This window comes from Streptomyces sp. NPDC051776, assembly GCF_040681345.1.
Lineage (GTDB): Bacteria > Actinomycetota > Actinomycetes > Streptomycetales > Streptomycetaceae > Streptomyces.
Genome location: NZ_JBFAYQ010000053.1, coordinates 1 through 13,305 on the forward strand (window position 1 = coordinate 1; position 13,305 = coordinate 13,305).

8 protein-coding genes are annotated in these 13,305 nt (G+C 70.9%); 6 read left to right on the forward strand and 2 right to left on the reverse strand.

The window, feature by feature from the left end; all coding sequences use genetic code 11:
- Positions 1 to 230: 230 nt before the first annotated feature.
- The 3 genes from pepN to AB0M26_RS27795 all read left to right on the forward strand — a co-directional run bounded on the left by pepN (position 231) and on the right by AB0M26_RS27795 (position 6,370).
- Positions 231 to 2,789, forward strand: a complete 2,559-nt coding sequence (pepN, locus tag AB0M26_RS27785) for an aminopeptidase N (protein WP_365265136.1) — start codon at positions 231 to 233, stop codon at positions 2,787 to 2,789.
- Between the two features lie 312 nt (positions 2,790 to 3,101).
- Positions 3,102 to 4,559, forward strand: coding sequence for a pyridoxal-dependent decarboxylase (locus AB0M26_RS27790; protein ID WP_365265174.1), 1,458 nt, complete (start codon positions 3,102 to 3,104; stop codon positions 4,557 to 4,559).
- Complete coding sequence (locus AB0M26_RS27795) at positions 4,556 to 6,370, forward strand: SidA/IucD/PvdA family monooxygenase (protein WP_365265138.1); 1,815 nt, start codon at positions 4,556 to 4,558, stop codon at positions 6,368 to 6,370. The genes AB0M26_RS27790 and AB0M26_RS27795 overlap by 4 nt, the downstream gene beginning before the upstream one ends.
- Here AB0M26_RS27795 and AB0M26_RS27800 read toward each other — a convergent pair.
- Positions 6,342 to 8,138, reverse strand: a complete 1,797-nt coding sequence (locus tag AB0M26_RS27800; RefSeq protein ID WP_365265140.1) for a 5'-nucleotidase C-terminal domain-containing protein — start codon at positions 8,136 to 8,138, stop codon at positions 6,342 to 6,344. The two genes, AB0M26_RS27795 and AB0M26_RS27800, sit on opposite strands and share 29 nt — an antisense overlap.
- Positions 8,139 to 8,298: 160 nt before the next feature.
- On the opposite strand from AB0M26_RS27800, the gene AB0M26_RS27805 reads away from it, so the two are divergent.
- A complete protein-coding gene (locus AB0M26_RS27805; RefSeq protein ID WP_365265142.1) occupies positions 8,299 to 9,003 on the forward strand; it encodes an SIMPL domain-containing protein in 705 nt (234 codons plus the stop codon).
- Between the two features lie 96 nt (positions 9,004 to 9,099).
- On the opposite strand, the gene AB0M26_RS27810 is transcribed toward AB0M26_RS27805, so the two are convergent.
- Positions 9,100 to 10,695 (reverse strand): hypothetical protein, encoded by a 1,596-nt coding sequence (locus AB0M26_RS27810; RefSeq protein ID WP_365265144.1) that lies wholly within the window; start codon positions 10,693 to 10,695, stop codon positions 9,100 to 9,102.
- Positions 10,696 to 11,116: 421 nt separating this feature from the next.
- Here AB0M26_RS27810 and AB0M26_RS27815 point away from each other — a divergent pair, with 421 nt between their 5' ends.
- Entirely contained in the window at positions 11,117 to 11,761 is a 645-nt protein-coding gene (locus AB0M26_RS27815) for a GNAT family N-acetyltransferase (protein WP_365265145.1), read from the forward strand.
- A gap of 49 nt (positions 11,762 to 11,810) precedes the next feature.
- Entirely contained in the window at positions 11,811 to 13,076 is a 1,266-nt protein-coding gene (locus AB0M26_RS27820) for a type III PLP-dependent enzyme (protein ID WP_365265147.1), read from the forward strand.
- The last annotated feature ends 229 nt before the right edge of the window (positions 13,077 to 13,305 follow it).

Below are 13,305 nucleotides of genomic sequence, written 5' to 3' on the forward strand. Positions count from 1 at the left end.
AGTTGCCTGCGCGTCACACCCCTCTTCCTACCCGATGCACCCCTCCATACAGATCCGGATCAGCAAGATTGATCACGACATCACACAGGCCCTAGGCCCCGCCTTCAACGTGGCGTCGTCCGCCCGAAGGGCGGGCACGGTGGGTACGGGTGAGGCGTACGCGCATGGGTGGGGCGCCGCGTGCCTGTACGCACCTGCGCCGCCCGCAGGGCATGCGGCAGCATGGGCGCATGTCCGTTCTCACGCGCGACGAAGCGCAGACCCGAGCCCGCCTCCTCGACGTGCGGCGCTACGCGATCGATCTCGATCTGACGCGCGGCGACGAACTGTTCCGCTCGACCACCGTCATCGCGTTCACGGCGAACGAGTCGGCCGACACGTTCGTCGAGCTGCGTCCGGACACCCTGCACAGCGCCGTGCTCGACGGGCGGAAGCTCGAAGGGAAGACCTTCGCCGACGGCCGGCTGTGGCTCACCGGGCTCACGGCGGGAGAGCACGAGCTGCGCATCGAGGCCGACATGCGCTACTCCCGCACCGGCGAGGGCATGCACCGCTTCACCGACCCCGCCGACGGCGAGACGTACCTCTACACCATGTGCTGCATGACGGATGCGCCCGCCGTCTTCGCCTGCTTCGACCAACCCGACCTGAAGGCCGTCTTCGAGGTGGCCGTCACCGCGCCCGCCGACTGGACCGTCCTGGGAAACGGCATCGCCGAGGAGACGGGCGAGGGGCGCCGGCGGCTCGCGGCGACGCCGCCGATCAGCACCTATTTGATGGCCGTGGCCGCCGGCCCGTACCACTCCGTGCGCAGCGAGATCGACGGCCTGCCGATCGGGCTGCACGTACGACGGTCGCTCGCCGAGCACCTCGACGCCGACGCGGACGAGCTCTTCGCCGTCACCCGCCGCTGTTTCGAGCGCTATCACGAGATCTTCGACGAGGCGTATCCGTTCGACTCCTACGACCAGGCGTTCGTGCCCGAGTTCAACTTCGGCGCCATGGAGAACCCCGGACTCGTCACATTCCGCGACGAGTTGGTCTTCCGCTCCGCCGTCACCGACACCGAGCGGCAGAGCCGAGCCATGACCATCGCCCACGAGATGGCGCACATGTGGTTCGGCGATCTGGTCACCCTCAAGTGGTGGGACGACCTCTGGCTGAACGAGTCCTTCGCCGAGTACATGGGATTTCAGATCCTCACCGAGGCCACGGACTTCACCGGCACCTGGACCGACTTCGCCGTCGCCCGCAAGAGCTGGGGCTACGACGCGGACGAGCGTCCCTCCACCCACCCCGTCGCCCCCGAGCCCGACGGCGTGCCGGATACAGAAGCGGCGCGTCTGAACTTCGACGGGATCTCCTACGCCAAGGGCGCGTCCGCACTGCGCCAGCTCGTCACCTGGCTCGGTGAGCGCGACTTCCTCGCAGGCATCAACGTCCATTTCGCGCGGCACCGGTTCGGCAATGCCACGCTCGCCGACTTCATCGACTCCCTCTCCCGCGCCTCCGGCCGCGACGTGCACGCCTGGGCCGAGGCCTGGCTGCGCACCACCGGCGTCGACACCCTCACCGCGGAACCCGCCGAGGAGGCGGATGGCGGCTGGAGCCTGACCGTGCACCGCGAGGGCAGCCGTCCGCACCGCGTCGCGGTCGGCGCGTACGACCACGATCTGGTCGAGCCGGGCCGCCTGGTGCTGCGGGAGCGGTTCGAGGTCGACATCCCGCGGGACGGCGGGTGCGCCGGCGCGCAGGAAGCCGGCGCGCGGGACGGCGCCGACGGCGGTGCCCGCCCCACGTACCCGGGCCGCCGACCCGACCTGGTGCTCCTGAACGACGGGGATCTGGACTACGCCAAGATCCGCCTCGACGAACGCTCCTGGCGGACCGCGGTCGACTCCCTCTCAGGGGTGCCCGATCCGCTCTCCCGCGCCGTCATCTGGAACGCCGCCCGCGACATGGTCCGCGACGGCGACCTCGCGCCGGCCGCGTACCTGGACGCGGCCCGTGCCCATCTGCCGTACGAGCCGGACAACGCCATCGTGCACGGAGTCCTCACCTTCGCGAGCGTCCACGTCGCCGACCGTTTCCTGCCGCCCGAGGCGCGGCCCGACGCGCTGAAGACCCTCACCGCCATCGGCCGCAGCATGCTGCGCATCACCGAGGACGGCACCGCCCCCGGCCGGCGGCTCACCGCGCTCCGTACGTTCATCGACAGCTCCACCGACCCCGACACCATGGGCGAGTGGCTCGCCGCCGGGGCCGTCCCCGGCGGGCCCGAGCTGGACCCGGAGCTGCGGTGGCGCGTGCTGGGGCGGCTTTCGGCGCTTGGCGCCGCGACGCGGGACGACATCGCCGCCGAACGGGAACGTGACCCGAGCGCCACGGGCGAGGAAGGCGCCGCCCGCTGCCGGGCCGCCCTGCCCGACGCGGAGGCCAAGAAGACCGCCTGGACGGAGATGTTCGAGAGCGACGACCTGTCCGCGTACCTCGTCACAGCCACGGCTCAGGGCTTCTGGCAGCCCGAACAGCACCGCCTGCTCCGGGACTTCGTGCCGCGGTACTTCCCGGCGGCCGTCGCCGCATCCGCACGGCGCGGCACGGCCATCGGCGAGGTCCTGGGCCGCCATGCCTTCCCGGCGCACGCGGTGGACGCGCAGACCCTGCGGCTTGGCGAGGAGTGCCTCCGCGACGACGACCCGATCCCGGCACTGCGCCGCAGGCTCGCGGACCAACTGGACGATCTGCGGCGGGCCCTGCGGGTCCGGGACGGGGCGGCCGCCCTCTGAGTCCACCGCCGGTGCGGCAGCAGGAGTCGGGTGACGACGACCCGGCGGCCACCGGGCGGGACAGGCGGGGCCGTGGGCTCCGCCCGCCCGGCCTCCTGCCGCACGGCGGTACCACTTTCGGGTTCTGATCGCGCGATCATCGTACGTCCCGCGGGCGTACCCGCTCAGACTGGGGACTGGCCGCGGATCCGGCGGCCGCCGGTTGGCCTGCCCGGCGACGCACTCCCCGAAGGACACCCCATGCCTCTGCCGCCGGACGGCAGCACCCACGGCGCTCAAGGCACCCACGGCACGCACGGTTCGCTGCGCTCCATGGCGCCGCTGGCCGGAGGGGCCGACGGCCCGCGCTCTCTGCGGCCCCTGCTCGGCATCGTGCTGGAGGCGCTCGAAGCGGGTGCCTCCGCCCGCGGCGGGCCCATCCCGGCAGGGGGCCCGCGGGACGTCGGACATCGCGTCAAGGCAGCGGCGGAGCCGCTCATCCCCGAGGCCGGGGCCGGTTCCGAGACCGTGCTGCGAGAGCTCGTACAGGTTTTCGCCGAGGGCGCGGCGGACCCCGCCGACCCGCTGTGCGCTGCCCATCTGCACTGCCCGCCGCTTGCCGTCGCGACGGCCGCGGACCTCGCCGCCAGCGCGCTCAACCCGTCGATGGACTCCTGGGATCAGGCGCCGGGCGCCTCCACGCTCGAAGATCTCGTCACCCGCGGACTTGCGACCGAGATGTTCCCCGCGGGGCCGGCCCCGGACGCGCTCGTGACGACCGGCGGGACCGAGTCCAACCAGATGGCCCTGCTGCTTGCCCGCGAACTGGCCCGGACGGCCGGGCCCCCCGGGGCCTCCGGGGGGCCAAGTACATCGGGGGAAGCCGCGGAAGCCGGGCAGGACGGCCCCGTGCGGGTCGTGTGCGGGGCCAACGCCCACCACAGCATCACCCGCGCCGCCTGGCTCCTCGGGCTCCCCGAGCCCGTCGTGCTGCCCACCCCCGCCGGGATCCTCAGCCCCACCGAACTCGACCGGGCCCTGAGCGAGTTGCGCGGCCCCGTGCTCGCCGTCGCCACCGCGGGTACGTCCGACGCCGGTGAGATCGACCCGCTGCCGCAGCTCGCCGACGTCTGCGCCGCGCACTCCGCCCGCTTCCACGTGGACGCCGCCTACGGCTTCCCGCTGCTGTTCAGCACCACGCTCCGCCCTCAGCTCGACGGCCTCGCACGCGCCGATTCCGTCACCGCCGATCTGCACAAGCTGGGCTGGCAGCCGGTCGCCGCCGGTCTGCTGGCCGTTCCCGACCGGGCGGCGCTGGCCCCGCTGGACCATCGCGCCGACTACCTCAACCCCGAGGACGACACCGCGGCCGGCATCCCCGACCTCCTCGGCCGCTCGCTGCGTACGACGCGGCGCCCCGACGTCCTCAAGATCGCCGTGACACTGCGCGCACTCGGACGCACGGGGATCGCCGTGCTCGTCGAGCACGCCTGCGCCGCCGCCCAGCGACTCGCCGACCTCGTCGAGACCCACCCGGATTTCGACCTCTACGAGAGACCCACCCTCTCCACGGTCCTCTTCCGGCCGGCCGGCGCCGACGACGAGCGCGTCGCGTCCGTGCGACGCCGTCTGATGACCGAGGGCCGCGCCGTCCTCGGACGGGCCCGCGCCACCGATCACCGCGACGGTGTGGACAAGCTGTGGTTCAAGGCCACCGTGCTCAATCCGCACACCCGGCCCGCGGATCTCGAGATCCTTCTCGGTGTTGTGGAAGGGAGTGCGGCCGTATGACCGACCCGAACCCGGAGGTCCCGGAACCCCCGAGGACCGCGCCGACCCTGCCGGGGCCGCGCTCGGCGCCCGAAGCCGAACGGCAGGCTACGGAACCGCCGGCCCGGCAGCCCTCGACGGCGCCCCGTCCGCCCCGGTCCGCCGAGTCCGCACCCGGCAGGGCCGCATCCGCCGGAGCCGCATCTGCGCAGGCCGCACCTGACGAGTCCGCATCCGCGCAGTCGGCACTTGGCGAGGCCGCACTTGGCGAGTCCGCACCCGCCGAGTCCGCACCCGGCAGGGCCGCATCCGCCGGAGCCGCATCCGCGCAGGCCGTACCCGACGAGTCCGCACCCGCGCAGTCAGTGCCTCCCAAGGCCCGCACCGCGGCCGCCGGGGAGGAGACCGGCACCGCCGGCCGCCCGCTCGACCTCGTCGGCATCGGCATCGGCCCGTCCAACCTCTCCCTCGCCGCCCTCGCCGACGGCGTACCGGGGCTGCGCACCGCCTTCTACGACCGGCGCCCCGCCTTCCGCTGGCATCCCGGACTGCTCATCGAGGGCTCCACGATCCAGGTCCCGTTCCTCGCCGACCTGGTCACCCTCGCCGACCCGGCCAGCCCCTGGTCCTTCCTCAGCCATCTCCGCGCCAGCGGCCGGCTCTTCCCGTTCTACGTCGCCGAGCGCTTCCACATCGAGCGCGCCGAGTACGACGCTTACTGCCGCTGGGTGAGCGAGCGGCTGCCAGGACTGCACTTCGGGCACCAGGTCGACGGCGTCCGGTGGAACCCCGAACGCGAGCTGTTCGAGGTCGACTTCACCCGGGTCGGCGCGGACGGCGAGGCCGAGGCCCTGGGCCGGGTCCATGCCCGCAACATCGTCGTCGGCGTCGGCACCGCGCCGTACGTCCCCGAGCAGCTCCGCCCGCTCGCCGAGTCACCCGCCGTCCCCGTCGTCCACTCCTCGGAGTACCTCGCCCACCGCGAGCGGTTACTGGCCACCGACCACCTCACGGTCATCGGCTCTGGCCAGTCCGGCGCCGAGGTGTTCCTCGATCTGCTGCGGGCCCGGCCCGCAGGGCGCGAACGGCTGGCCTGGCTTGGGCGCACCCCCGCCTTCGCGCCCATGGAGTACAGCAAGCTGGGGCTGGAGCACTTCACGCCCGACTACACCCGCTACTTCCACGGCCTCCCCGAACGGGCCCGCGACGAGCTGCTGCCCCGGCAGTGGCAGCTCCACAAGGGCGTCGACCACGGCACGCTCGCCGCTATCCACGACGAGCTGTACCGGCGCACGCTGGACGGCGGCTGGCCCGACGTCGTCCTCACACCCGGCGTCCGCATCCGTACGGCCGGGCGGTTCGGCAGCGGGACCCGCCGCGTCGAACTCCACCTGGAGCATGTGCAGCAGGGCACCCGCAGCCGGGTCACCACCGACGGCGTGATCCTCGCGACCGGCTACCGCGAGCGCCGTGTCGACGGCCTCCTCGCGTCCCTCGACCCCTACATGGAGCGGGACGCCTCCGAGCGGCCCTGCATCGACGACCGGTTCCGGCTGGTGATGGACCGCAGTGTCCGCGGCGCGGTGTACGTCCAGAACGCGGAGCGGCACACGCACGGCGTGGGCGCCCCCGACCTGGGCCTGGCCGCCTGGCGGAGTGCCGTCATCCTCAACTCCCTGACGGCGGCGAGCGGTCGGTGCGACGAGCCCTACCCGCTGCCCGCCCGCACCGCGTTCACGACCTTCGGACTGGACGGCGGTGCGGACGGCATGCGGGGCGGGCGTCGACCGGATGGTGGCGCCGTCAGAACAGTGGAACTCCGTCACGCGTGAGCTTCCAGTCGGCCGAGGCGAATGCGTCCACGTCGATGTTCCCCTTCGCCTTCACCCACGAGATGATTGTGTTTCGGATCTCGTCGGAGTTGGACCAGAGCTGCTTGGCGGCGGCGATGTGCGGGAAGTTGCCGCCGCCGCTCGCCCGGTAGTTGTTCACGGCGAAGACGAACCGTGCTTCCGGGGCGACCGGCTTTCCCCCGAAGGTCAGGTTCGCGATGCGCGAGCCGGCCTCTTTCGCGACGTCGATCTCGTACGCGATGCCGCTGACGACGTCGTAGTTGTAGTCCGGGGTGTTCGCGGCGTTCGTCAGCTTGGTCGGGTCGACCGGTGCGTCGGGCGCGGTCTGCACGTAGTAGCGGGCCGAGAACTCCAGATAGTCCTTGAGCTGCGCGCCCGTGATCAGCCGTGCCTCGAGGGTGTTCTCGAAGACGTACAGGCCGGCCACGTCCCGGATCGTGACGTCCCCGGAGGGGATCGACGCCGTGCGGGAGAAGCAGGCGGCCTGCGAGATCACCGGCAGTTCGGCGTGCTCGGTCCCCTTCAGCGCCTCCTTCACCGTCTCCGCCTGCACGTGGTTGATGAAGTCGATGACCGGGACGTCCTTGTACGGCGCCTCGGTCGCGGACATGGCGGCGGTGGAGGTGCCGATGACCTGGTTGACGTACGCCACGACCTTGCGGTGCTCGTCGGCCAGCATTCCGGTGATCTCCGGGTCCTCGACGACGGCGTTGGAGTTGAGGACCGTGGCGGATACCGACTCCACGGTCCAGGCGCCTCGCTTCCACAGCAGGTCGAAGTCGAACAGGGTCAGCCGCTGGCCCCACTTGAGCGGCTCGGAGAGCACGACCTCCTTGCCTGTCTCCTTGTTGGTGACGCGGTACTCGGGGATCTCCGTGTGCGCATGGCCGACGAGGATCGCGTCGATACCGGGTACCTGCTCGGCGACCAGGGCGGCGGCGTTCTCGATGTACGGGAGCTGGTCGCCGTACGAGGAGGTGCCGCTGCTGCCGGAGTGGGCCGACACGATCACCACGTCCGCACCCATCGAGCGCAGCCGCGGCACGTACCTCGCCGCCTGCTCCTCCAGGCCGGGGAAGGCCATCTTCCCCTGGACGTTGGCCTTGTCCCAGATGGCGATGCCGGGATTGGTCAGTCCCAGGATCGCCACCCGCACCGCGCGGCCGCAGGGCGTGCGGAACTTTTTGAACACATAGGGCGGGAAGGCGGGGCGGAGGGTCTTCGCGTCCAGGGCATTGGCGCCGAGGAGCGGGAAGTCGCACTGCTCCTCGAACTTCCGAAGCACCGGTATGCCGTAGTTGAACTCGTGGTTGCCGAGGGCCGCGGCGTCGTAGCCGATGGCGTTCATGGCCTGGGCCATGGGGTGGACGGGGCCCCCGGCGCCGGTGATCGGGTCGACCTTGGCGTAGTAGTACGAGAGCTGGGTGCCCTGGATGGTGTCACCGGCGTCGATGAGGAGGGTGTTCTCGCGGCCCTTCTCGTTGCGGACCTGCTCGACCAGCGTGGAGATCTTGGCGAGCCCGACGTCGTTGTGGTCCTTGTCGTCGAACTCCTTGTCCGTGAAGTAGTCCCAGTTGAAGACGTTGCCGTGGAGGTCCGTGGTGCCCATGACCGTGAAGGCGTAGCGCTTCGAGGGCCGGCCGCCGCTCTGTGCGTGAGCGGTGGGCGCGGTCGCCGCTCCGGCGAGCGCCACGGCGGCACCGGTCGCCGCGGTGCGGCCCAGGAACTTCCTTCGGTCGAAGGGCATGGCGGGGACTCCTCAATGTTCGGCTGTGGTTCGGTCGCGATCGGCGACGCGCGTAGATTCTGGCCCACGGGCGGGTCTTTGCAACACCCTTGACCGGTATCCGGTCGATGACCGGTGCAGGGAGGGCCCGCTGTGCACCGGGGCCTGAGAGAGTGGCGCCATGACGACATCACCGCAGCCCGCCCCGTACGGCACCCCCGAGGTCCCGCGCGTCGCCGTCCGCGGCGAGGCGCGGCTCGAAGTCGACCCGGAGATCGCCCGGATCGGCATTTCCGTCAGCGCGCGCGGCACCGACCGGCGGTCCGCGCTGGACGACCTGACGCGGCGCAACGCGGCCGTCCTCGACCTCGTCAAGTCATACGGGGAGGCGGTCGAGAAGCTGTCGACCGGCGCGTTCGTCATCACGCCGCAACTGACCCACAAGGGGCGGGGGGAGCGCATCCGGGCACATCACGGCCGAGTGCGTGTGGGGGCGACGCTCTCCGACTTCACCGCGCTCGGCGAACTCGTGACCCGACTCGGCGATCTCGAACTGACCAGCGTCGACGGCCCGTGGTGGGCGCTCCGCCCGGATTCGCCCGCCCATCGCGACGCACGGCAGCAGGCGGTACGGGAGGCGGTGCAGCGGGCGCGTGAGTACGCGGGCGCACTCGGCGCGGACCTGACGGCCCTCGTCGAACTCGCCGACGAGGGAGCCGAGGGCCCGGGGGCGAGCATGCCGCCGGCGCCGGGCGGCGCGCGAACACGCGGCTACGCGGGGGGCGCGGGGGGCGACGAACCGCAGGCCCTGGACCTGGAACCGCAGCGGCAGACCGTGTATGCGCGGGTGAACGCCCGCTTCACGATGTCGCCGCCGCAACTCTGACGCTTCCGGCAGCACCCACGGGCATGGGCCGGCCCCGGCTCGGACGAGGCACGAGCCGGGGCCGGGAGTGGGGCCGCCCAGGAGCGGCGGTAGGGCTCAGCGGATGTCGGAGGCGATGCTCCGGGAATCGTCCGTGGCCACACAGTGGGACTTGGCGCGGCTGCCGGAGACGGTGAGCGTCAGGTTGTTGGGGTTGCCGCAGTTGTTGCTCTGGCGTCCCGTCTGTGCGGTGTTCTGCTGGAACAAGCCCGTCGTACCGCTGCCGCCTTCGGCCTCGGCTCTGCCGTAGGCCTCGGTGGTGCGCACATTGGCGGAGTGGTCCGCGGTGCCGCAGACCACCTTGTACCTGCCACCGGTCACTTCGATGTTCGCCTCATTGGGATTGTTGCAGCTGTTGTTCTGGCGGCCCTCCTGCGCGATGTTCTGCTGGACCAGATCGACTTCGGCCGAGCCGCCATCGGCCGTTGCGCCCCCGTGTTTGAAAAGGCTCTTGCGGTTGACAGAGCCGTCCTTGTGCCCGCAAAAGCCCTCGGCCTCACCTCCGTTCGTCGTGATCACCGAGCGGTTGGCGTTGGCGCAGTTGTTGTTCTGACGGCCTTCCTGGGCGAAGTTCTGCTCGAACAGCCCGACCGCTTGGCCCCCGGTGACGGAACCACCGTTGGCTTCCGCACCCCTGCCCTTGACGAGGGTCTTGACGTTCTTCGAGTCGTCCTTGTTCGCGCAGTCGCTGCTCACGCCTCCCTGCGAACCGTTGGGGTTGTTGCAGTTGTTGTTCTGGCGGCCTTCTTGGGCGGTGTTCTGCTGGATCGCCTGGCCGATCGAGGCGGAGCCCCCGTTGGCTTTGGCTCCGCCGCCCTTGACAAAGGCGTAGGCGTTGGACGACACGTCCTTGTTCGCACAGTCTCCGGCGCCTTCATCGGCGTTGGGGTTGGAGCAGTTGTTGTTCTGACGGCCGGATTGAGCGGTGTTCTGCTGGTCCGTGGTGAGCAGCCGGCCGGAGCCGCCCTCGGCGGCGGCACCCTTGCCCTTGGTCCGGGTGTGCTTGTTGGCCGAGGCGTCGTGGTTTGCGCAGACGCTCTCCGGACCACTGCTTGTGGGTGCGGGGAAGAAGCCGTTGGGGCTCGCGCAGTTGTTGTTCTGGCGGCCTTCCTGGGCGATGTTCTGCTGCACCAGTTCCGCTGCCGCGGCGGAGCCCCCGTTCGCCTTGGCCGCTCCGTTGTGAACAAAAGCCTTGTGGTTGGTCGATTTGTTGGTGTCCTTGCAGTGCGTCTCCAGAGTGCCCCCGGAGAGGATGATGGAGGCGGAGTTGGGGTTGGCGCAGTAGTTGTTCTGCAGACCACGTTGCGCGGCGTTCTGCTGCACCAGGCCGGAGGTGGTGTTGGATCCGCCTTCCGCGTCGGCGCCGCCGCCGCGGAATTCGGAGTGCTTGGTGAAGGAGTCGTCGATGGTGACGCAATGGTCCTTCGCCCGCGCCCCGGTGAATTGCAGGACCACGTCGTTCGGGGAGGAGCAGAAGTTGTTCTGCCGTCCCTGCTGTCCGGTGTTCTGCTGGAACAGGGATTCGCCGCCGGAGCTGCCGCCTGAAGCGTTCGCGCCGGGGGTGTCGGCAAGAGCTGTTCCCGAGCCCAGATACGCCGTGCCGCCAACGGTCAGGGCCACCATGGTGGCGATAGCGATCCGCTGCACCTTCACTGCTGCCTCCTGGGTTGCGCGCTCCGTTGTCCTGATCAACCGAGGACCGGACGTCGGCCACGGCCGATCATTCGTTGATCAGGCGGCGATCGGTCGCCGATCAGCTTCTGATCGACTTCATCAACGGGGCGCGTACGAGCCCGGACATGCCGTCAGGGAGCGAATCGCCTGATCGGCTCACGGATCGGCGGTGAACGGCTCACTCGCGCCTCCCTTGGGTTCCCGGACCGAAGGTGTCCGCCCTCAGGCCGGGGAAAGGTGCCAGCAGCCGCGGACGCGCGCCCATCGCCGTACCGGCCCGGGTCCCCGGGCCCCATGGACAGGCGACCCCAGGGTTGGACGGAGTGGCCGGGTGTATTAGGTTAGGCTCGCCTAAGTGGCTGTCCTCGGCAGCCGGGCATCCCGTGACCCTGGGGGACCCATGTCTCGATCACAGACCCTGTCGGTGCCGCCGTTGCAGACCGCACCGACCGCCGCGCCGCACGCCGCCCCGCAGCACGTGCCCTCCCCGCCCGCGGCGCTCGGTGCGCCGGTCGTCCGGACCTTCGACGGAGCCGCCGTCGCCGCCGACGCCGACCGGTGGGCGCGGGTCTACGAGGACGTCCACGCTCAGGCACTCGGCCTCAGAGACCACAGCGACCCGCCCATATCCGACCGGCTGCTGCGGCACTCCACCCGCCCCGGCTTCGCCCTCGTCGCGGCACTCGACGGCGACGACGTGGCCGGCTTCCTCTACGGCTACACGCTGCCCGCGGACTCGCTGTGGTGGGCAGGCCTGACGCCCGACCCCGGCCCGGAGTTCACCCGTGAGTACCCCCAGCGCACCGTGGGCCTCTGCGAGGTGCTCGTCCGCCCCCGGTGGCGCCGCTCCCGCGTCGCGCACGAACTCTTCGAAACCTTCCTCGCCGGACGCACCGAGGAGCGCGCCGCCGGTCTCATCGCCGAGGAGAACAGCATCATGCTCTCCACGTACGCCAAGTACGGGTTCGAGCCGGTCGGGCGTACGGAGCCGTACCCCGGCTGGCGTCCGCACATCATGATCGTCCGCGATCTGCGCCCGCACTGAGTCTCCGTCAGCCCAGCCCCTCCATCCCCGAGCCCCCGAGGCAGAAGCCGTGTCCGTCCAGTTCCCGCCCTCCGCAGCCCCGCGATCCGCCTACCCGGTCGACGTACTCCCCGAGGCCGTCCGCCGCCATCTGCTCGACCTGACGCAGCAGTCCGAGGCACCCGTGTCGGCGTATGTGTACGACGGCGCCGTTGCCGCCGAACGGGCCCACGAACTGCGCACCGCGCTCCCCGACTGGGCGGCCGTGCACTATGCCGTGAAGGCCAACTCCTTCCCCGGCATCCTGAAGGCGCTCGCCCCGCACGTCGACGGTTTCGAGGTCGCATCGGTCACCGAACTCCAACTCGCCCTGGACGCCCTTGACGCCCTGCCGGACGAGAGCCGGCCGGACGCCGCGCCCGCACCCCTCGTCGCCGCGGGCCCGGCCAAGTCCGTGCCCGTCCTCACCGCCCTGGTGCGGGCCGGGGTCGAGGCCATCAACGCCGAAAGCCTTCTCGAACTGAGCCGCATCAGCCGGATCGCGGTCGCCGAAGGCGTCACCGCCCGCGTAGCGCTGCGCGTCAACCCGGCCGAAATCCCCGTCACCGGCTCACTCCTGATGGGCGGTGCGCCCTCCCAGTTCGGCGTCGCCGAGCCCGACGTGCCGGGCGTATTGCGCGAGGCCAAGCGCCTGCCCGGCCTCGATCTCACGGGCTTTCACATCCATGCGGCCTCCAACAATCTCGACGCCGACGCCCAGGCCGCGTATCTGACATGGTGCGTGGAGTGGAGCGTTCGCACGGCGCGGGAGAACGGCATCGACCTGCGCCACGTCGACATCGGCGGCGGCATAGGCGTCGCCTTCGAAGGTGAAAAACCCTTCGACGTGGCCCGCTTCGGCGAGCTGGCGGCCCGGGTCGAACCGCCCAGAGGCGTCAAGGTCATCCTGGAGCCGGGCCGCTTCCTGGTCGCCGACTGCGGCTGGTACGCGGCCGAGGTGACCGACGTGAAGCACTCCTACGGCCGTTCCTTCGCCGTCCTGCGCGGCGGCATCAACCATTTCCAGCTCCCCACCTCCTGGGACATCGTGCACAACATCGCCGTCCTGCCCGTCGACCGCTGGACCGAGTCCTGTCCCCGTCCCGCTGCCGAGCACGCCCGCGTGACCGTGGTCGGCGAGCTGTGCACCCCCGAGGACACACTGCTGCGCGATGTGCGCGTGGACCGCGTACGCGCAGGAGACCTCGTCGTCTTCCCGTATGCGGGCTCCTACGGCTGGGAGTTCGCCATGCACCGCTTCCTCGGCCATCCGGTCGCCGAACGCCGCCTCCTCTGAGCGCCCACCGCCGAACCGACGTATCCGACGCGACCAGGCGCCCGAACCGACGTATCCGACGCGACCAGGCGCCCGAACCGACGTATCCGACGCGACCAGGCGCCCGAACCGACGTATCCGACGCGACCACGGACCCGAACCGACGTATCCGACGCGACCACGGACCCGAACCGACGTATCCGACGCGACCACGGACCCGAACCGACGCATCCGACGCGACCACGGACCC

What these genes read in the sequence shown, in the direction of transcription:
- pepN (WP_365265136.1), top strand. Translation starts at nt 231, where the DNA reads ATGTCCGTTCTCACGCGCGACGAAGCGCAGACCCGAGCCCGCCTCCTC.
- AB0M26_RS27815 (WP_365265145.1), top strand. Translation starts at nt 11,117, where the DNA reads ATGTCTCGATCACAGACCCTGTCGGTGCCGCCGTTGCAGACCGCACCG.
- AB0M26_RS27800 (WP_365265140.1), bottom strand. Translation starts at nt 8,138, where the DNA reads ATGCCCTTCGACCGAAGGAAGTTCCTGGGCCGCACCGCGGCGACCGGT.
- AB0M26_RS27805 (WP_365265142.1), top strand. Translation starts at nt 8,299, where the DNA reads ATGACGACATCACCGCAGCCCGCCCCGTACGGCACCCCCGAGGTCCCG.
- AB0M26_RS27795 (WP_365265138.1), top strand. Translation starts at nt 4,556, where the DNA reads ATGACCGACCCGAACCCGGAGGTCCCGGAACCCCCGAGGACCGCGCCG.
- AB0M26_RS27790 (WP_365265174.1), top strand. Translation starts at nt 3,102, where the DNA reads ATGGCGCCGCTGGCCGGAGGGGCCGACGGCCCGCGCTCTCTGCGGCCC.